General features: G+C 58.5%; 15 protein-coding genes and 5 pseudogenes. 11 read left to right on the top strand and 9 right to left on the bottom strand.

What is annotated here, in order from left to right; translation table 11 throughout:
- The first annotated feature begins 16 nt into the window (after positions 1-16).
- Positions 17-774, top strand: a pseudogene (gene istB / locus ACVJ19_RS42800) (IS21-like element ISFK1 family helper ATPase IstB).
- Positions 775-872: 98 nt separating this feature from the next.
- Here the strand turns inward: istB and ACVJ19_RS42795 are convergent.
- The 3 genes and pseudogenes from ACVJ19_RS42795 to ACVJ19_RS42785 form a co-directional block, all read right to left on the bottom strand.
- Positions 873-1,682 (bottom strand): annotated as a pseudogene (locus ACVJ19_RS42795) (IS256 family transposase); the annotation flags it as partial.
- A 988-nt stretch (positions 1,683-2,670) separates the two neighbouring features.
- Positions 2,671-3,276, bottom strand: a complete 606-nt coding sequence (locus ACVJ19_RS42790) for a hypothetical protein (protein ID WP_131234258.1) — start codon at positions 3,274-3,276, stop codon at positions 2,671-2,673.
- A gap of 566 nt (positions 3,277-3,842) precedes the next feature.
- On the bottom strand, positions 3,843-4,424 hold the full coding sequence (locus tag ACVJ19_RS42785) for a hypothetical protein (RefSeq protein ID WP_131234259.1): 582 nt from the start codon (positions 4,422-4,424) through the stop codon (positions 3,843-3,845).
- 168 nt (positions 4,425-4,592) lie between these two features.
- Between ACVJ19_RS42785 and ACVJ19_RS42780 the strand changes: the two genes are divergently transcribed.
- Positions 4,593-5,135 carry a hypothetical protein gene (locus ACVJ19_RS42780; RefSeq protein ID WP_018647455.1) on the top strand — a complete coding sequence of 181 codons (543 nt, stop codon included), beginning with the start codon at positions 4,593-4,595 and terminating at the stop codon, positions 5,133-5,135.
- 22 nt (positions 5,136-5,157) lie between these two features.
- Here the strand turns inward: ACVJ19_RS42780 and ACVJ19_RS42775 are convergent, their stop codons facing one another.
- Both ACVJ19_RS42775 and ACVJ19_RS42770 read right to left on the bottom strand, forming a co-directional pair.
- Entirely contained in the window at positions 5,158-6,198 is a 1,041-nt protein-coding gene (locus ACVJ19_RS42775; RefSeq protein ID WP_224516920.1) for an IS4 family transposase, read from the bottom strand.
- A gap of 221 nt (positions 6,199-6,419) precedes the next feature.
- Positions 6,420-6,593, bottom strand: a pseudogene (locus ACVJ19_RS42770) (IS4/Tn5 family transposase DNA-binding protein); the annotation flags it as partial.
- 132 nt (positions 6,594-6,725) lie between these two features.
- Between ACVJ19_RS42770 and ACVJ19_RS42765 the strand changes: the two are divergent.
- The 3 genes and pseudogenes from ACVJ19_RS42765 to ACVJ19_RS42755 all read left to right on the top strand — a co-directional run.
- A pseudogene (locus tag ACVJ19_RS42765) lies at positions 6,726-7,060 on the top strand (transposase); the annotation flags it as partial.
- A gap of 287 nt (positions 7,061-7,347) precedes the next feature.
- Complete coding sequence (locus ACVJ19_RS42760; RefSeq protein ID WP_231088510.1) at positions 7,348-8,502, top strand: acyltransferase family protein; 1,155 nt, start codon at positions 7,348-7,350, stop codon at positions 8,500-8,502.
- Between the two features lie 145 nt (positions 8,503-8,647).
- On the top strand, positions 8,648-8,872 hold the full coding sequence (locus tag ACVJ19_RS42755) for a hypothetical protein (RefSeq protein ID WP_018647460.1): 225 nt from the start codon (positions 8,648-8,650) through the stop codon (positions 8,870-8,872).
- Between the two features lie 81 nt (positions 8,873-8,953).
- Here ACVJ19_RS42755 and ACVJ19_RS42750 read toward each other — a convergent pair.
- Both ACVJ19_RS42750 and ACVJ19_RS42745 read right to left on the bottom strand, forming a co-directional pair.
- A pseudogene (locus tag ACVJ19_RS42750) lies at positions 8,954-9,303 on the bottom strand (SOS response-associated peptidase family protein); the annotation flags it as partial.
- Between the two features lie 31 nt (positions 9,304-9,334).
- Complete coding sequence (locus ACVJ19_RS42745) at positions 9,335-10,522, bottom strand: IS256 family transposase (RefSeq protein ID WP_453955321.1); 1,188 nt, start codon at positions 10,520-10,522, stop codon at positions 9,335-9,337.
- Between the two features lie 572 nt (positions 10,523-11,094).
- Here ACVJ19_RS42745 and ACVJ19_RS42740 point away from each other — a divergent pair.
- From ACVJ19_RS42740 to ACVJ19_RS42730, 3 genes are all read left to right on the top strand, one after another.
- Positions 11,095-12,159, top strand: a complete 1,065-nt coding sequence (locus tag ACVJ19_RS42740) for an IS630-like element ISRj1 family transposase (protein WP_039228620.1) — start codon at positions 11,095-11,097, stop codon at positions 12,157-12,159.
- A gap of 527 nt (positions 12,160-12,686) precedes the next feature.
- Positions 12,687-13,447, top strand: a protein-coding gene (locus tag ACVJ19_RS42735) for an IS5-like element ISBj2 family transposase (protein ID WP_110115815.1) whose coding sequence is annotated in 2 segments (ribosomal slippage) — positions 12,687-13,026 and positions 13,026-13,447 — 762 coding nt in all. Because the reading frame shifts where the segments join, the coding sequence is not laid out codon by codon here.
- Between the two features lie 52 nt (positions 13,448-13,499).
- Positions 13,500-13,802: a hypothetical protein gene (locus ACVJ19_RS42730; protein WP_014497718.1), complete on the top strand. Its 303-nt coding sequence runs from the start codon at positions 13,500-13,502 to the stop codon at positions 13,800-13,802.
- Positions 13,803-14,228: 426 nt separating this feature from the next.
- Here the strand turns inward: ACVJ19_RS42730 and ACVJ19_RS42725 are convergent, their stop codons facing one another.
- Entirely contained in the window at positions 14,229-14,432 is a 204-nt protein-coding gene (locus tag ACVJ19_RS42725) for a hypothetical protein (protein WP_014497717.1), read from the bottom strand.
- A 672-nt stretch (positions 14,433-15,104) separates the two neighbouring features.
- Positions 15,105-16,001 (bottom strand): LysR substrate-binding domain-containing protein, encoded by an 897-nt coding sequence (locus tag ACVJ19_RS42720; protein WP_011084956.1) that lies wholly within the window; start codon positions 15,999-16,001, stop codon positions 15,105-15,107.
- Between the two features lie 108 nt (positions 16,002-16,109).
- Here ACVJ19_RS42720 and ACVJ19_RS42715 point away from each other — a divergent pair, with 108 nt between their 5' ends.
- From ACVJ19_RS42715 to ACVJ19_RS42705, 3 genes are read left to right on the top strand one after another with little or no spacing between them, the layout of a single operon-like run.
- Complete coding sequence (locus tag ACVJ19_RS42715; protein ID WP_011084957.1) at positions 16,110-16,859, top strand: SDR family NAD(P)-dependent oxidoreductase; 750 nt, start codon at positions 16,110-16,112, stop codon at positions 16,857-16,859.
- Between the two features lie 24 nt (positions 16,860-16,883).
- Positions 16,884-17,735 (top strand): transketolase, encoded by an 852-nt coding sequence (locus tag ACVJ19_RS42710; RefSeq protein WP_011084958.1) that lies wholly within the window; start codon positions 16,884-16,886, stop codon positions 17,733-17,735.
- Positions 17,732-18,742 (top strand): transketolase family protein, encoded by a 1,011-nt coding sequence (locus tag ACVJ19_RS42705; protein ID WP_014497715.1) that lies wholly within the window; start codon positions 17,732-17,734, stop codon positions 18,740-18,742. The genes ACVJ19_RS42710 and ACVJ19_RS42705 overlap by 4 nt, the downstream gene beginning before the upstream one ends.
- The last annotated feature ends 46 nt before the right edge of the window (positions 18,743-18,788 follow it).

Genomic DNA, 18,788 nt, shown 5'->3' with positions numbered 1-18,788 from the left:
CAAGGAGAGACCCGGCATGCTTAACCACCCAACCCACGAACGGCTGATCGAGCTTGGCCTGACCGGAATGGCCAAGGCCTTCGAGGAGCAGCGCCGATCGCCCGATCTCGAAGCCCTGCCGTTCGAAGATCGCATCGGCCTGTTGGTCGACCGCGAAGCCGCCGAACGCGACACCAGGCGGCTCACCACGCGCCTCAAGATCGCCGCACTGCGCCAGACTGCTTGCGTCGAGGACGTCGATCTGCGCACCCCGCGGGGCATCGACCGCGCCGTTTTCGCCAAACTCGTCGAAGGTCGCTGGATCGATCGCCACGAGAATTTGCTCGTCACCGGGGCAACCGGCCTGGGCAAAAGTTGGTTAGCCTGCGCGCTCGGCCACAAGGCCTGCCGCGACAACCGATCAGTCCTCTATCATCGCGTTCCAAGGCTGTGGCGCTCGCGCTCGCGCGCGGAGACGGACGTTACGCTCGGCTCCTCAAAAGCCTCGGCCGCGCTCAGCTTCTGATTTTGGATGATTGGGGACTATCGGTGCTCACCGCCGCGGAACGCCGCGATCTGCTCGAAATCCTCGAGGACCGCCATGGCCGCGCATCCACCATCGTCACAAGTCAGCTCCCCGTGGACACCTGGCATGGAGCCATTGGGGACCCCACGGTCGCCGACGCCATTCTCGATCGCCTCGTCCACAACGCCCACCGCCTCCAGCTCACCGGAGAAAGCATGCGAAAACGCAGCGCCAAAACCATCACCCTTGACGGCCAACCAGAACACTGACTCTATCTCCCATCGGCCGTAGCGGGCTGCTCACGATCGTCTGAATTCAGTGCTCACGATCGCGCGAAATCGATGCTCACGATCCGTGAAATCCGCATCTTGTGCACCCAGCAGCGCTGCTCGCGCGTTGTCGGCCAGACCTCACCGGCGGCCTTCCAGAACCCGAGCGCGCCGTCGGCAATGACGAGCCGCGGCGACACGTCGAGCCCACGCCGCTTCAGATCGAGCAGCAGATCGCGCCAATCGTGCGCGCTCTCGCGGGCGCCATCGGTGAAGCCGACCAGTTCCTTGCGGCCTTCCGGCGTCGCGCCGATCAGCACCAGGATGCACTGCTTCTCGTCCTCGAGGCGAGCTTCGAGATGGATGCCATCGGCCCAGATGTAGACATAGCGCCTGGCCGAAAGATCGCGCTTTTGCCACGCGGCGTACTCGTCGAGCCAGCCGTCCTTCAGGCGACCAACGGCGGATGCCGACAACCCGGCAGCATCCTTGCCGAGCAGCGCCGCCAGCGCCTCGGAGAAGTCGCCGGTCGAGATCCCCTTCAAATAGAGGATCGGCAGCAGCGTCTCGATCGACTTCGACCGCCGCATGTAGGGCGGCACGACCGATGGCGAGAACCGGATACGGTCGGGATCGGCGGCGGCGGCCTCGCGATCGCGCACACGCGGCTGGCGGACGGAGACTGGACCGATCCCGGTCATCACCTCGCGCTCCGGCAGGTGACCGTGGCGGACCACACGCTGCTGGCCGTCCTCGGTCTTCACATCGGCATGCTTGCCGAGAAAGTCCGCGACCTCGGCCTCGACCGCCTGCGCCAACAGAGCGCGGGCCCCGTTACGCAAGATTTCGGTGAGTTGGTCGTCGAACACTCCTGGCTGAATCAGCTTGGTGACGTTATCGTTGAACACGGCATATCGCTCCTTCGGTGGAGAAGTGGAGGCGTCAAGCACCCCCACGATATGCCGCCTTCCCGATTCCCGCCGTCACCAACTTTCAGCGATAGCTCGGTTCGCCTTCTTCTGACCAGAAGGCGAACAATGGTGAGCCTTTGGATGACCAGAAGGCGAACGTCGGTGCGCTTTCTGCCGGTGCAGTCCCCAAAAAGGCGAACGAGCGTGACGAAAAAGGCGAACCGTCATTCGTACATGATCCCTTATCTGTCCCTGAAGTAGCTGCAGCCGCGCGCGATGACTACGAATTCTATGCGGCGGGGGCGATGCATTGCACTAACTAACCCCCATGCGGCTCGTAGTACGCCCGCATCGCCTTCAGATGCTCTGCCTGCTGGCGGGAGTAGTGCCGGATCGAACGAAGCTCACCGACCATCTGACCGAATGCGAACAGGATGACAGCTGGGATCGAGAAGCACACCGCAGCCAGGAATACTCCCAAGTGGAATAGTAGGTCTGAACCTATGGTCGGTGGTGCTGGAGTGCGAAGCGCGCCAACAAAGACGAGCCACACGACAAACAAATAGACCCCCGAAACAACCTTCAAAAATGTAGCCACCGGTGCCCCCCTTGGCGGCGATCATTCAATCGCAACCAAAGCGCGAGCGCAAGCCGTAGCGCACTAGATCTCGCTTTCCGCAGCAACGGACTTGCGATATGACGGGCGATGCCGCGGAACACAAACCGTACCCTGCCGAATTCGGCAGATCTCTGTTGGTTGCCAAAGACGAGCTATTTGCTGGTCGCCGGATAGTCGTTGCCCTGTCAGCAGGGCCTCGCCTCAGTGGCCGGAAAGGGGTCATCCTTGGACCGGGAGCGACTGCCACCCAAGTCAAGGTGCTCCTAGACGGTGCCAAGGGCTATGTGACCCTGCATGTACCTCGATCTTCTGGAGGATCGTCCCAGGTAGCGCACCGAGGCCGTCGGCTGCCCGCGTTCTGCGCGATTAAGCTGTCTGATGGGCTTTCATGTACGGTCCGAAAAGGCGTGGAGCTTCTTCGTAGAACTTGGTTATCGCCATGAACTCGTCTCCGCGCTTTTTGACCCATGTCGGACGCTCCGGATCGATGAGATTTTGCATCATCGAGTTGGCGAGGTTTAGGTTGATTAGATGCAGACGGATCTTTTCCAGGTATTTCTGAACGTCCTCGCCGAAGAAATAGGGCACGCGATCGATCGCTCGTCCGTACCGAAAGAATAGCTCGTCAGGAGCGGTGCCGCTACGGCATGCCTCACCGACTATCCCTCTAATCTCCTCGAAAATGGCGAGCCGCTTATCAAAGAGATCAAGCACTATCTTTTCGTTCGATGTTTTCCAATTTCGTTCTGCGATATCCGCTTGAACCTTGGCGACCGCGATTTGGCTCTGACCAAGCCGGTAGGCAATCCAGCCAGCAGTAATTGCAGCGAAGACCGTTGCGGCCGGGCCGGCGAAGTCTTTGAAGCGTGCAGGATCGCCCACCAGTAGGCCTACTATCAACCAGAAGGCAGTAGCCACTAGTGCCCCGAGCGCGACTTCAGAGACGCCTTTATGCTTCATCGTCGTGCTCAAGATAGCCCTCGATAAGGCGATCCAGGTCAATCTTTCTAATCGACGCCGCGATCAATCGGTCCACCTTCATATCTATTGGGGCTTTCCACAGAACTCAATCAGATAATTGATTAGAGCTCCCCCAACTCCTGCGGTCTGAAGGTTAGGACGGGTCGAAGCAAATGCGCGAACATTGTCTGCGAGCTGGACGTTTGTCATTTTGCTCTTCGAAATGCAATTGATAATGCGTGCCTGCCTTGGCATCTTGCTCGTCAGAGGCAACGCTAATCAGCGCGTCGTAGAAACCGGCCATGTAGGCAGCGCGGATCTGCGCAGGTAACGACTCCCATCGGAAGTAAGTGAAGTAAACGGCATTCGCAGGCGCGGTGATCACAAGCGGAGCCGCTACCAATATGATTCTAATCAAATCTGCCTCGTGATGCCGTGGATTAACAACTGATCGCCGTTGCGTCGCCCCGACTCGGGCGAAGATCATCCGCCCAGCAGACGTGCGCCTCAGTTTTCGCGGGGGTGGATCGGATAGTTGGGTCAAGCTCCGGTGCAGCACTCGTTCACAAACTCTGAGGCTAGCCCACCGTTACGGCATCCGCAGCAAGCAGGTCATCGATCAGCTCGGCAAAGCCCTCTCGTACAAGAAAGCGCCGGCTAAATGCCAGGCGCTGATGGTAGGGAATTAGATATCGATCGAAGCGGTCAGATTGAAGTTGGCGTGCCTCGCGCGCCAGCTCGTCCGTTTCAGGTAGGCCTTGTTCCTTGATTGCGACCAGGAGGTCCTTAAGGTCGGCCGCAGATGTTTTTTCGACAAAGACGGCAAAGTTTTCGATCGAAGCCTTTGCGCCCTCTCGACGTAAAGCCAGCACCATTGTCTGAGCGAGGCGTGCACCTGACCAAGGAAATACAATGACGTCCTGACCGTATTGCAGAAAGCGGTGCCTATCGAGATGGTAGTCGCGGTAGGCTTTGCGCCCTTCCTTGATCATAGCTGCTGTTGCCTCATTCACATCGAGGCCTTTCGAGGAATGACCGTCGTAGATCGATTTCATACGCGCAGCAACCAAGCCGCTTGGCGCTTGGGCTGTACCGCCATAACGGGGCGCGCCAGCAGATGAGGCTTTGGTGACCGTCAACCTGCGGCCGGAATCGTTCACGTTCAGAACGCGCCAGCGCCCGCCAGATTCGACGCGACCATAAAGATTTCTGCACCAGGCTTTTCCAGCACCGAGAACTGGGCGATGGTTTGCAGAGGCGCAACGCTGATCATGCATGGACCAGAAAGCGAATTTGCGGCTAAGGCCGCGTCTTAACAGGGCGACGTCATGATCCCCACACCCTATAATTTTGAGCCAGCCCTCACGGATGCTGAGTACGCCAAGCTCGGCGTCCTGGCTTTGCGCTGGTCCCACATCGAGCACATCCTGGGAAATTGCCTGAAAGTCATTCTTCGCCTCACCGATGATGAAGCAGTAATAGTCGTTTTCACCCTGAGTGCAGACCAGCGGGCGGAAAAGATTCACCAGCTGTCGAAGCTTTCCGAATTACCGGCCCCAGCGCAGAAGGCTTTCGATGAACTAAGGCCAATACTAAAAGGCATCCACTACGTCAGAAATAACGTCGTTCACTCTATCGCTGGGGAGTATGAAGGCGACGACTTCGTCTTTCACCTTCGCTCGAAAAAGCGATCTCTGACCAAAGCCCAGGTATTCAGCACTGAAGAACTAACGAATTATGCCGCACACCTCGTCATCGCCTTCCGCTATGGCTTGGGTTTCAAGGATGGCGCCCCACCGACTGAGTATGCGTGTCCCACGCGCCCTGAGATGCCCGAGTTCCTTCGCTCGATTATCCATTTCAAGCCGTAGACCATTAGCAAGCTAACTCCTTTCAATTACCCATAGTTGTTGCCTCGATTGCGGCTCCAAGTTCGATGTCGTTCAGCCGCGAGAGTCCGCGCCAGATCACGGTACTTCCTGGAGGCGGATCGTTGGCTCGGGCCAAGTATCCTCCGAGCCGCGCGATCTTGACGACATAGTACGAGAGCGTGCTTCGTCGAGAGCAATTACCACCCCGGTCTTTCACCAAATGATCAAGAAGCTTGATTTCGGGATCCGTCAGCGCCGTTTGCGGTATGGCATTCGGCGAGGAGCGATTGAGCATCGTCATCCAGAACACGCGCCAACTCACAATGCAGAAGACCGCGATCAGATTGACCAGACGCTCAGCAGTTCGCAATTTTGAGTCCTCTGCTTTGCAGCCCGATTTGAGGATCTTATGGAAGACTTCGATCTTCCACCTCAACGCGTACCATTCGATCTTCTCGATGGCGTCCGTGCGCGATTGGACCGGGAGATCGGTGAGGAGCTTCCACTCGATTTTCTTTCGCCGCTTCGGCCTTCCCCGCTCTTGAGCATGGATCACGGTCAGAGTGAGTGCGGGATATTTCGTCTGTTTGCCGATCGGCGGCAGGACGCGTATCTTGCGATACCTGATCTCAAGAACGGCGTCGTCGGGATCGCCTTTGTCGTCCTTGACCTTGATCCGATGCAGACCCTTGATCGTAACCTCGTCCATTTCGTCGGCAATTGTATGATTGCCGTCCCCGGCAAGCCGATCAACACAGGTTCGCACCAGGAAATGCGTTCCAACCTCCTCGGCCAGGCAAAACAGCTCATAGATGTCGCTCTCGCGATCACCAATATGAACGCATCGTCCAGGGGCAGCAAGAAGGTCGGTCGATTGCCGTAAATTCTCGAGCCAGCGGATGCTCTCCTTCTGCTCGATCGGCACCCGTGTGTCGGATTGATCCTTCGCTTCAGCGCCGTCGTCCCCTTGAACTTCTTGCGGGTCCAGAACTTGATTGCCGACAGTCCTAGCGGAAGCCCCTCGGTCGTCACGGCGAGACTCGAATGCATCAGGATGCCGCACTGCGTGCGTCCTGCCGTCTTGCCCGTAAAGCCGATCAGATCCGGCTTCTCGCGCTTGAGGCTGAATTCCGTCGTGTCATGGAGGACGAGGATCGGTCCCTCCCTCGCCGCTACGCGCTCGCGCGTCGCCTCGAAATGACCGCCAAGAATATCCGCCTCGTCGACCCGCTCGTTGGAGAAGAATCGATAGGCGGCCTTCGTGTTGGCCCAATCCTGACAAACCAACGGGATGCTTTGACCCATGTCGCTCCCGATTTGTGCGAGCAATTTGCAGAACCGGCGACCAAGCCGCTCATCCTTAAACTCGCATCCCGCAACTTCCCGATCAACCCACGTCTCGATACCGGTCGTCAATCGCTGAGCACGCGCCACCGCGCGTTCCTTCACCAAGCCCATCGAGCACCCCGCACTTCCGAATCAGGTGCTCAACAACGAATCACAACAGATTCTACTGATTCAAGATTTCGGCCGCGGCGCCCCGCTCAAATCCGACGTCAAGTGTGGGTAATTGAAAGATCTCTTTGCCGCTTACAATGCGCGCGCGGCCGAGCCGAGAATCTGATCAAGCTGCATATGACGCAGCTCGCCTCCGACCGCACCAGCTGCCGTTCGGCGCTCGCCAACCAGGTCCGTCTCGCGCTCCATACGGCCGCTTATTGGCTGATGCTGACCGTGCGCGAGGCGATTCCCAAAGTCCGGGAATTGGCCGCTGCCGAGTTCGCGACGCTGCGTCTTCGTCTCTTGAAAATCGCTGCCCGTGTGGTCGAGACCACGAGCCGCATTCGCCTTGCGTTTGCCGCGGCATGTCCCGAGCCGACCTGATCCGCCGTTTGCCAGGCGCGCTGCTGCCGCTCGGTCCTTGACCGGCGGGGCGTCCGCCCCCCGTTCACCCACCCCATCCCTCAAGCGCGTTGCAAAGTACGGGTCGTCAGGCGGTGAAAAGCCGAAGGCAATCCTGTGCGCCTCGCCAGACAAGATGTGCGGCCGCATCAATCGGGCCCAAAAGCCGCCCTCTGACGAATAGGCCGGGCTAGCAGTTGACGGTGCTCAGACCGTGTAGCGGCACACGGTATATGCATGTATATGCATGTATATGCATGTATATGTAAAGAAATGCGACAGATGCGTTAATAGAATTGCAGAATCCTACATGTCGAACGCGATGCTCAAATCCAGCTGCGCCTCCCCGAATTTACCGCCCCCCAACGCCTTTCCCGAAGACCCCGGGTCGCTGGCTGCCAAAGAGGTCGCGCGACTGAGCATTCTTGACGGCATGCGGGGAATTGCTGCCATCTGTGTCGCCGTTTTACATTTTTATGAACCCTTTCAGTTCGGTCCTCAGAACCGGATTCCTCACGGTTATCTCGCTGTAGATTTTTTCTTTTGCTTGTCAGGGTATGTAATGGCATTTGCCTACGACCCTTCTCGCGTAGAATTGTCACCCACAGAACTTATTAAAAGGCGTCTGATACGACTGCATCCGCTCGTCGTAATTGGCTCCTTGTTGGGCTTCGTTGTGGTTGTAATCGGACGATTCTATGCGCCTATGGCTGCCGCGTTATTCAATTTTAGTGTCACGGAGTTTTTTATTCTCCTCACCTGCAGCGTACTTCTGTTGCCGCACTTATTTGTCCACGATCCCAGCTTTCCTATTTTTCCTTTTGTCGCTCCCGCCTGGTCATTGCTTTGCGAGTATGTGGCGAGCCTAACGTTTGCTCTTTGTCTGCGCCAACTATCGCTTCGATGGTTGCTAGCGATGCTCGCCTTCGCCGCGGTTGCAACGGCATACACGTGCTACGATTTCGGAAGCCTAAACGGCGGTTTCGACCGCAGAACCTTCTGGATTGGCTTTGTACGGGTAGGTTTTTCATTTATCGCGGGCGTTGTTGCTTGCCGTATTGGCAGGCAACCGCTGTTGCCAGGGGCAGCATATTACCTTCCGCTTATCATGCTTGCGACCTTTTTTTGGCCCTTCCTTTGGAAGCCCTACGATTTCCTGATCGTCACAATCGTATATCCGCTCCTTGTTTGGCTGGGCGCTAATGCAATCGGGAGTCCGTCGATCAACCGTTTTAGCGAGTTTATCGGAGATCTTTCATATCCGCTTTATATGACCCACTACGTTCCACTCATGCTATTGTTCGGCGGAACTTCGGCAGGTTGGGTTGCGCAGATCCATGCAGCGCTAGCGGTACCAAGCATGACTCTAGTTGCAATCGCTTTTAGCTTTCTTGTTAAGCGATATATCGACGAACCGATCCGTGCCACTTTGCGTCGCAGATCATTTGAGCACCTCAAAGGCTAATGCAGGCACTGCCGCAGGTATGCACGGATGTGCTTATCCTGTTCTGCTCTCAGAAGCGCTTTCGCCCCCTCTGGCCTTCCAGCTTCAGGGTAATTAGCTAGGTATGAGATGTGGGTAATTGAAAGAGCTAACTCAGGCAGACCACATGTTTCCCATTCACAATATCTTCCCGAAAGAGATGGCGATAATCGGCCGCACCCTGCTGAATTACGGCGAGCTTGAACTCGACCTGATGAATTGCATCCAGGTCGTCCGCCAATACGACATGAACTCCATCTTGAAGGCGTTTCAGGATTCGGGGAGAGAAGAGCCGCATTCAGATCGCGGACGCTCTGGGCCGCGTACCCGAGCAGACACACATGCGACCTAGACGGGACGTCAGCGTCTCAGTCGCATTCCCGCGAGCGCTCCGGCAAAAAGTACATTCAACTGGTGCCCGTGCAAATGCAGCCTACGCAGCGATCTTGTCTTCCTTGTCTGCGCCGCGCATGACGATCCTCAGGGCGTCGTTGGGCAGCGGGCGCTGCAGCGCCTTTGCCTCATCCCAGGGAGTGTGCATCCAGATGTCGCGCTCCTCCTCGGTGGTCAGGATCACGGGCATTGCTTTCGGATGGATCGGCTCGACGACCGCATTGGGTGACGTCGTCAGGAAGCCGTAGACAAGGTGGGGCCGGGGATCGGCTTCGACTTGGTGCCGCGGTCGCCTCTGAACTCGGTCCAGATGCCGCCGAAGCAGAACAGCGGCCGGCTCTCCTCGAGCGCGAACCAAACCACATCTTTCTTCTTCGTCTCGGGATTTGGCGGTACTGTCCAGAATCTTTCGCACTTTTGATCAGGCGACGGCTCCGGTTTCAGAGAGTTGTGGCTGATAGAGCGGTCGCATGTTCATGTAGCATTTGGTCGACCACGCCGTTCCGGCAATGTGCCGCAGCCGGGCCGCCGCCAAATTGAGACAGGATTGACCGTCGGGGAAGGCGCCGACGACACGGGTTCGTCGCCGGATCTCCTTCATGATGCGCTCGAGCGGATTGTTCGTTCGAATCTTCCGCCAATGGATGTCAGGAAAGGCATAGTAGGCGAGCGTCTCGTGAACCGCCTGCTCGACGAGATCAGCAGCTTTGGCCATACGGCTTGCCCGCAGATCCGCGATGACGGTCCTGGCTTTCTCGTCGGCCGCGGCGCGGCTCTCCTGGGCATGAATGGCCTTGAGCATGTGGCTCACCTCGTGGACCCGGGTCGACGGCACGTGGCTGAAGACATTGCGATAAAAATGCACCATGCAGCGTTGATAGCGGGCCTCCGGCAGATAATCCGCAACGCTTTCGACAAGACCTCGGCACGCATCGGAAACCACCAACTGCACGCCCCCGAGACCGCGATCGACGAGATGCCGCAGAAACGAGGACCAGCCGGATTTGTCCTCCTTGGCGCCCTCACAGATGCCGAGGATCTCCCGGAACCCCTCAGCATTGACCGCCGAGGCCACTAGCAGCGACACGTTGCGAACCTCACCAGCCCAGCTGCGCTTCATCACGATGCCGTCGAGGTAGAGATACGGATGCTCGCCTTCGATCCTGCGATTCCGCCGCGCCTCGATCTTGGTATAGATCTTCTTGTTCAGGTTCGACACTGTGCTCGGGCTGACCCGGGTGCCCCACAGCGCCTCCGTGATGTCTTCGACCCGCCGAACCGAAATCCCGGCCAGATACATCTCGATCAGCGCCTCCTCGACCGAGCTCTCCCGCCTCCAGTAGCGCTCGATAATCGCCGTCTCGAAGGTTTGCCGACGTAGCTTCGGAACCTTCAGATTGACGTCGCCCGCCTTGGTCTGCAGCGTTCGCTCGTAGCTGCCTGCCCGCGTGTCCTGCCGGGCCGGGCTGCGCTCATAACGCCCAGCACCGCACAGCTGGTCCGCTTCGGCCTCCAGCATGGCGTTCAGTGTCTCTTCCACCGTCCCGCGGACCATCTCGCCCAGGTGATCTCGAATCCGGGCCTCATCAATTTGGATCACCTGACCCATGGCATTCCCATCGTTCATTCAAAGCTCCTTCATTCTAGAGGAAGCCGTCAATCCTGAAAGTGCGAAAGACTCTGTACGTTACCGAATGCAAAGCAGTTTTGAGATGGCGTGCAATCTTTTGACAAACATTTACGGGGCAATGCAATGAGTTCGAAAAACATCAGAATTTCATCGACATCGGTGACCAGACAGGAATGGCGTGCTGTCGACGCAGTCGTTAACACCAAGGGCAGAGATGCAACATCGTTTCATGCCGAACCGAGTGCCGCAGTAGTTACCGAACGCAGATTAGCAAGTCTGGGGCCTTCACAAAAATTACCGTCTCAATCGAGCCGGCCAATGTGTCGACGCGACAAGCGATCCGCCGGCTGAATGATGAACTGGAGGGGCGAGTCTCACCTTCGGATACGTTCGCATCCAAAACTGCATCCTGATCCGCGCTCATGCTTGGCCCATGCACTTTGCATATGAGACAACGGCGTTCTCGAGCACGGAGTTGATGCAAGGGGACGTTCTGCGAAGGACGCTAGTACCCACTTTTCTTGGAACGTGAGTCGTGATTCAAGGTCGGGATGATACCCGAAGCAAGAGAAGTCCACCTTTCGAGGAAAGATCGCAAGGTGCTTGAGGCGTGCTGTCGCTCACCGGTGACGTTGCAGCGCGATTTGAAGCGGGCGCGGATAGTTCTGTTGGCGGCGGATGGGCGCAGCACCCGGTCGATCGCCAAGGAAGTTGGGGTCCAGCCGCGGATTGTCAGCCTTTGGCGGCATCGCTATGCCGACCATGGCCTTGAAGGGCTGCAAGACAAGCCGCGGCCTGGCAAGCAGCCGATCTATACGAAGACGACCGACAAGCGGATTCTGAAGCTGCTGGATAAGCCGCCACCGCAAGGGTTTGCGCGCTGGACCGGCCCCCTTCTGGCCGAGGCGCTGGGCGATGTCGATGTCCAATATGTCTGGCGGTTCCTGCGCAGCCACAAGATTGACCTGGTGGCTCGCAAGTCCTGGTGCGAGAGCAACGACCCGAACTTTACGGCCAAAGCCGCCGATGTTGTCGGCCTCTATGTCGCGCCGCCGGCGAAGGCCATTGTGCTGTGCGTGGACGAGAAGCCCTCGATCCAGGCTTTGGAGCGAGCGCAGGGTTATCTGAAGTTGCCCAATGGCCGCGCCTTGACCGGCCAAAGCCACGATTACAAGCGGCATGGCACCACAACATTGTTTGCGGCGCTCGAAGTCGCCACCGGAAAGATCATCGCGACCCATTCAAAACGCCGGCGCCGCGTCGAGTTTCTCGATTTCATGAACAGCGTCACCGCGGCTTTTCCGAACCGCAAGCTTCACGTCATCCTCGACAACCTCAACACCCATAAAAAGAACGAGGACTGGCTCAAGGCCCACCCCAACGTGCAATTTCATTTCACGCCGACAAGTGCGCCATGGCTCAATCAGGTCGAAGTATGGTTTTCCATCTTGCAGGGGCAGTCGCTCAGCGGCACCTCCTTCACGAGCCTCAAGCAGCTTCAGGAACACATCGATGCCTACGTCAACGCATACAACGACAGAGCCGAGCCCTTCGTCTGGACCAAGAAAAAGGTCCGTCAACGCCGTTTCAAAGGCCGCCGTATCACTCAGCTCTGATTCCGGGTACTAGAGCTGGATGCTCTACTGGAGGCAGTTCATCCTCATTTTTTCCACCATCCGAAGAACTTATTCTTCATCGTGCTAACGCAAAGTTGCGACCTAGTACCTCGCGGGCCAGCGGGCGGATGCAAGGCACCGTACATTGCCATTGCACCGGTGCGCAGTCTCGAATTGGTCGTAGAACGACAGGTCGGTCAATTCCAGGCTCCTGCTGTGAAATCCGATCTCCCTATCGTTGGACTTCGGGCGAGAAATAAGATCTCGGAGTTTATGGGCCGGCTTTTGAATTACAACGAGCCTGGCTATTTCTTTCTGGATTCCGAGGGCACAGATCTCAGGTAGACTGCATAGCGTTTCTCAAACTTTCCATCGCTGTGAAGGCCGATCTCCACCTAGCAACCTGCGTTGCGGCGAAGATCTTGCAATTGACAGACACGTTTCAGGCAAAACTTGGTTGGCTAGGGTCTGTACCTAAATAGCGCCACGTGATTCTCTTGCCTACGTGTTGATTCGGGGGCGAGAGAATGCGCGCTGGTTTGTTTTGGCTGAACGACAGGCAATGGGCGCGTATCGAACCGCATCTGCCGAGGGGACTGACGGGGCCGGATCGGGACGACGACCGACGCATCGTCAGCGGCATCATTCACATGCTGCAATCGGGTGCACGATGGCGTGATTGTCCACGTGAATACGGCCCTTACACGACGATCTACAATCGCTTCAATCGCTGGGCCAAGCGAGGACGATGGTGCGCAATCTTCGAAGCGCTGGCCAAGCCTGGCGAAGACGGCGTCGTACTGTCGCTCGACTCGACCTCGATTAAAGCTCACCGGTGTGCCTCCGGCGGAAAAGGGGGGAGCACAATCAAGCAATCGGCCGCTCGCGCGGAGGCCGCACGACAAAAATCCATGCGCTGAGCGATCCGCTCTGCCGGCCGGTCGTCCTGCATCTGACTCCAGGCCAGGATGCCGATATCGCTGCGGCTCCCGATGTCCTGGCGCTCGCGCCACCCATGAGCGTGCTCCTCGCCGACAAAGGGTATGATGGCGACAAGCTTCGCGGCGCAATCATTCGTCGTGGCGCCAAGCCCGTAATCCCCAATAAATCTAACCGTGTCGTCATCCATCGCTTCAACAAACGCGCCTACAAAGGACGAAATGTCATCGAACGCTGCTTTTGCAGGCTCAAGGACTTCCGGCGCATCGCCACGCGATATGACAAGCTCGCCCGTAATTTTTTGGCCGCTGTTCATCTCGCCGCTCTCGTCGCATATTGGCTCAATTGAGTCTGGACCCTAGTTGGCCAAATGTATTCGCCCGTCGGAACGCAGGATATGGATGCTGACAAAGCGACAAAAAATTGCGGACTCTCAGAAGAGCGTTGCTCTGTGGTTCGATGACTCAAAAATCAAAGCGGTTGAATCAAGGTTCGCCGAACTCCGTCAGTTGGATCCCAATAAGAGTATGTCAGAGGCTGAAATTGCGGCGATGATCCGCGCCGTCCCATCCGTCCGAAAAGAGGTGATGACCCGAGCGACGGAAATCATCAAAGATACGCTTGGCGAGAACCAACAGGGAGCGGCTCGACGCTTAAGTTCAAGATTAGCGAGCGACGCTGCGCTAAAGAAGCTTTTGCGGTAGATGTCACATGTCGCGGTGACGTGACAGTCGAGCGAGCAACCAGTAGCTGGATTTCGCCGCGCAGGGCATGATCACGATCACGGATTGGTCACCTCACGCTTCGTTCGGCTCCTAGGACGCAAAGCGTCTGTGGACCCATCACGACTACTGACTTCGTAAAGTCACATAGGCGACCGACCTAGAATACTGAACCTTGTGCGCTGGTGCTGATGGCGATGACATCGCCACGGCGGCAGATCTTCGCGACGGCGGCGATGTCGCCGTCCGAAGCTCCACCCTGAAAGAGTATTTGCGCAGAAGATCGACAATAGGCCGACGGCTCAGGAGCGGCTTTGGGCGCGGCCGGAGCAGGCGCCTGACCATAAGCCGAACCCACGAGGGCCATGCAAAGCGCCGCAGGCCAATGTCTCAGCATGATCTCCGTACCTACTTCTTCGTGCCGTAGGGGCTTTGGTTCGTCGGAGCCAGTGAGATTCCTTCCTCAGATGCTTTGTTGTAGATCGCGTTTTCGGTTCGGCCCAACTTCAGGCCGATCACTCGCGTCGGTGTGTTGCCCTTCACAAGTTGTTTGAGTTGGCTCACTTCGCCTGACGTCGACTGCTTGCCGCTATTCCGGGTCGACTTCGCCATTGCGCTTCCTCTTATTGGTGGGTGCCGTAACGGTTCCCGGTGTTTGAATTCACATAGGTCCCGCCGCGGTGCAACGATCCCGAGCCGCCTGAAAAGCTGCCGCCGTGGCTTGAGGTGTGGTGTCCGCCGCCATAGCTGACACGGCCCCCGTGACCTCCTCCGCGAGCATCGGCCGGTCCAATTATTCCGATTGCCAAAAAAAGCCCGGCAACGAGCGTTGCTGCCCTCATATTGTTCCCCCTCAAAAACGTCTCTTGTAAATTCGCTCCTCTATCCAACTGCAACCGATGCGGGAGCGCAAGCCGTAGTGCCCCGATGACACTTTCTCCACTGGTGTGTGGATGTGAGACTTTGGACCTAGGGAAAAATACGGGTAAGGGGCGACCTTAAAGGTGCAGACCGATGATAAACCGGATGGCAAAGAAGGCGCGCCCCCGGCGACCACGGCAGTGGCGCTAATCGCGAACACTACTCTCCAACCCTCGTCCATTGTGCCTCGCGATAAAACGACCCCCGCGGGGGCAACGCGGAGGCCGCTGTTGGGGCGCTCCAAGGCAGGGGGTCCTGAAGCGATACGGCAACGTGCACGCGGTCGGAGGGGTTCCTATGAAGGGCAGATCCTCAAAACGCGGTGGATTTCCGCATCAGCTTCAGGAATATCTCGATGAGGTCTCACTGCGAGGAGCGAACATCTCCGCCGCCGAGTTGGGCCACCACCCAATCCGCAAAAGCTCGTACCGACGATCTTTGTCGGCTTGCGCGCGGGTAGATCAAGCGGTGACCGACGTAGCGGATATCGTTGGCGCGTCCGGCCAATGGAGCGACCAAGCGCCCGCACGCCAGTTCGCGTTCGGCCAGAAGCGTTGATTCCAAGGCCACGCCCAATCCCTCTGCAGCCGTCGCGATCGCAAGAAAGCTTCGGTCGAATCTCATGCCGTGAAGCGCAGGTGCTTCTAACCCATTCGCGGTGAACCATTGATGCCACTGCACCCGCTTCACGTCGGAGCGGATGAGCGTCTGATCGAGGAGATCGGCAGGCTTCCTGATCGATTTTGCGAGCGAGGGCGAGCAGAGCGGCGTGACCGTCTCCTCCGGCAGAGGGACAATTTCGACGCCCTCCGCGCGTGGCGGACCGTAGACGATGTCGATATCGAAATCATCGTTGCTGAAGCGCGCATAGTCCGTGCTTGCAGCCAGCCGAACCTCGAGCTTCGGGTAAGCAGCGAGAAACTGTGCAAGCCGTGGTGCCAGCCATTGCGCAGCAAAGCTGGGCGCGGAATGGACGCGCACCAATTGTGGTCCGCGCGCGGCAACTTCCTCTAGGCCACGGCGGAGCTGATCGAATGCCGCTCCCGTGTGACGCATCAGGTTCTCGCCGGCCGGCGTAAGTCGCACGGATCGTGCGCTGCGCTCGAACAAAGCGGTCCGAAGGGTGCCCTCCAGCTTGCGGATGGCATGACTAACGGCACTCGGTGTCAGGTGAAGCTCATTCGCCGCATCGCGAAACGATCCGGTGCGGGCAGCCGCTTCAAAGGCACGAATTGCCGATATGGGGATATTCGACAGCATCCCATAAGTGAACCAGATTCATCGATCCGTGACAACTGCGCGTTTGTCCGTTGGCGGTCGGCGGGTCATTCCTAAGCGCCAAGGAAGAACAATTTGCGGGAGGAACTGATGCTGCTCAGCGGTAAGACGGCCATCATTTCGGGCGCGGCCTCGCCGCGCGGGATCGGGCTTGCCACCGCCCGGCGGTTCGCCGCCGAGGGCGCTCGGGTCGCCATTCTGGATATTGACGCCGGCGCTGCGACGGATGCTGCGGCATCGCTCGGAAATTCCCATATCGGACTAGGGTGCGACGTCGCCGACAAATCGTCCTGCGAACAGGCGGTCGCCCGCGTGATCGAATCCTTTGGCGGCACCGATGTTTTGATCAACAATGCCGGCATCACCCAGCCGGTGAAGTTCCTGGAGATCTCGGCAGCCGATTGGGATCGCATTCAGGACGTCAATCTCAAGGGCATCCTGTTTCTCTCCCAGGCGGTGATCCCGCATATGCGCGGACGGAAAGCCGGATCGATTGCATGCATGTCGTCGGTCTCGGCCCAGCGCGGTGGTGGAATTTTTGGCGGCCCGCACTATTCGGCCGCGAAGGCCGGCGTACTTGGTCTCGCCAAGGCGATGGCCCGAGAGTTCGGCCCGGACGGCATTCGCGTCAATTGCGTCACGCCCGGCCTGATCGGCACCGATATCACCGCGGGCAAGCTGACCGACGAGATGAGGGCGAAGATCCTGGAAGGCATTCCGCTCAATCGTCTCGGTACGGCCGAAGACGTCGCCGGTATCTACACCTTCCTGGCCTCGGATCTCTCCGCCTACGTAACCGGCGCCGTGATCGACGTGAACGGCGGCATGCTCATCCACTGAGCCAGCGAGACAAGGGTCAGATCGATGGAAACCTCGACCAACGCGCTTACGAACACGCCCAAGCTGACGGACCGCGCCCACAATATTCGCCGCAATGCCCTGCGCATGGGCGAAGTTCAGGGCCAAGGCTATATCGCACAGGCGCTCGACATCTCTGACGTTCTCGCCGTCGCCTATTTCCATGCGATGCGCTACAGACCCGAAGATCCGTCCTGGGAGGAGCGAGACCGCTTTCTGCTCTCCAACGGGCATTATGCCATCGCGCTCTACGCGGCCTTGATCGAGGCGGGGATCGTCCCCGAGGAAGAACTCGAAACCTATGGCAGCGACGAGAGCCGCCTGCCGATGTCGGGCATGGCCTCCTACACACCGGGAATGGAAATGTCGGGCGGCTCGCTCGGGCTCGGACTCAGCATCGCCGTCGGCATGGGCCTGGGACTCAAACGCAAGAAATCCGGAGCGCGGGTATACACCTTATTTTCCGATGGCGAGCTTGACGAAGGCTCGGTCTGGGAGGCGATCCAGTCGGCAGGCCACTACAAGCTCGACAATCTGATCGGCATCGTCGACGTCAACAATCAGCAGGCGGACGGTCCTTCCACGCAGGTCATGGCGTTCGAGCCGCTGGTCGAGAAGCTTCAGGCCTTCGGCTGGTTCGTGCAGCGCGTCAACGGCAACGATCTCAATGCCGTGGTCGCCGCCTTCGACGCGGCCAAGTCCCATCCCGAACTCAAGCCGCGGATCATCGTCGCCGACACGCTGATGGGGAAGGGTGTTCCCTTCCTCGAGCAGCGCGAGAAGAGCCATTTCATCCGCGTCGAGCCGCACGAATGGCAGCTCGCGCTTGCCGCGCTGGAAGCCGGGAGGCAGGCATGAAGACCGTCAGATCAGCACCGCAGCCGGGCAAGCCGCGCCTGACCACCTCAGCGATGATCGCATCGATCGCAGCCGAGGGGCAGAAGACCAGACCGGGGCCGTTCGGACACGCGCTCGTCGAACTCGCGCGCCACCGCCCTGAGGTGGTCGGCATGACGGCCGATCTCGGCAAATACACCGACATGTACATCTTCGCAAAGGAGTTCCCGGACCGCTATTACCAGATGGGCATGGCCGAGCAGCTTCTGTTCGGCGCCGCCTCCGGCCTCGCTGCCGAAGGCTTCATGCCTTTCGCGACCACTTACGCGGTGTTCGCGTCTCGGCGGGCTTACGATTTCATTCACCAGACGATTGCGGAGGAAGACCGCAACGTGAAGATCGTTTGTGCTTTGCCCGGCCTGACCTCGGGCTACGGCCCGAGTCACCAGGCCGCAGAGGATCTCGCGCTATTTCGTGCCATGCCAAATATGACGGTCATCGATCCCTGCGATGCCCACGAGATCGAGCAGTTGGTGCCTGCCATCGCGGCGCATCAGGGGCCAGTCTACACCCGCCTGCTGCGCGGCCAGGTGCCGGTCGTTCTGGACGAGTACGACTACAAATTCGAGCTCGGCAAGGCCAAGCTGATCCGCGACGGGAAGGACGCCCTGGTCATCTCATCCGGCATCATGACCATGCGCGCGCTCGAAGCCGTACAGACCTTGAAAGACGACAGCATCGATATTGCGGTGCTGCATGTTCCAACCATCAAGCCGCTCGATACCGAGACGATCTTGCGTGAAGCCGGCAAGTCGGGCCGCCTGGTCGTCGTTGCCGAAAACCACACAACGATTGGCGGTCTCGGCGAGGCGGCTGCCGCGCTTCTGATGCGTTCCGGCGTCCATCCGCCCTTCCGCCAGATCGCATTGCCGGACGAGTTTCTTGACGCCGGCGCACTTCCGACCCTGCACGACCGCTACGGGATTTCCACCGCAGAGGTCGCACGGCAGATCAAGCGGTGGCTTTAGTGTACCGGCGCTAAGCGCCAACTTAGCCAAGCCCAGGTGAGGAGCT

The sequence above is a fragment of the Bradyrhizobium sp. USDA 376 genome (assembly GCF_054063675.1).
This window is presented reverse-complemented; position numbering and strand designations above follow the sequence as displayed.

What these genes read in the sequence shown, in the direction of transcription:
- ACVJ19_RS42740 (WP_039228620.1), top strand. Translation starts at nt 11,095, where the DNA reads ATGATACCCGAAGCAAGAGAAGTCCACCTTTCGAGGAAAGATCGCAAG.
- ACVJ19_RS42760 (WP_231088510.1), top strand. Translation starts at nt 7,348, where the DNA reads ATGTCGAACGCGATGCTCAAATCCAGCTGCGCCTCCCCGAATTTACCG.
- ACVJ19_RS42755 (WP_018647460.1), top strand. Translation starts at nt 8,648, where the DNA reads ATGTTTCCCATTCACAATATCTTCCCGAAAGAGATGGCGATAATCGGC.
- ACVJ19_RS42715 (WP_011084957.1), top strand. Translation starts at nt 16,110, where the DNA reads ATGCTGCTCAGCGGTAAGACGGCCATCATTTCGGGCGCGGCCTCGCCG.
- ACVJ19_RS42780 (WP_018647455.1), top strand. Translation starts at nt 4,593, where the DNA reads ATGATCCCCACACCCTATAATTTTGAGCCAGCCCTCACGGATGCTGAG.
- ACVJ19_RS42705 (WP_014497715.1), top strand. Translation starts at nt 17,732, where the DNA reads ATGAAGACCGTCAGATCAGCACCGCAGCCGGGCAAGCCGCGCCTGACC.
- ACVJ19_RS42745 (WP_453955321.1), bottom strand. Translation starts at nt 10,522, where the DNA reads ATGGGTCAGGTGATCCAAATTGATGAGGCCCGGATTCGAGATCACCTG.
- ACVJ19_RS42720 (WP_011084956.1), bottom strand. Translation starts at nt 16,001, where the DNA reads ATGCTGTCGAATATCCCCATATCGGCAATTCGTGCCTTTGAAGCGGCT.
- ACVJ19_RS42730 (WP_014497718.1), top strand. Translation starts at nt 13,500, where the DNA reads ATGCTGACAAAGCGACAAAAAATTGCGGACTCTCAGAAGAGCGTTGCT.
- ACVJ19_RS42725 (WP_014497717.1), bottom strand. Translation starts at nt 14,432, where the DNA reads ATGGCGAAGTCGACCCGGAATAGCGGCAAGCAGTCGACGTCAGGCGAA.
- ACVJ19_RS42710 (WP_011084958.1), top strand. Translation starts at nt 16,884, where the DNA reads ATGGAAACCTCGACCAACGCGCTTACGAACACGCCCAAGCTGACGGAC.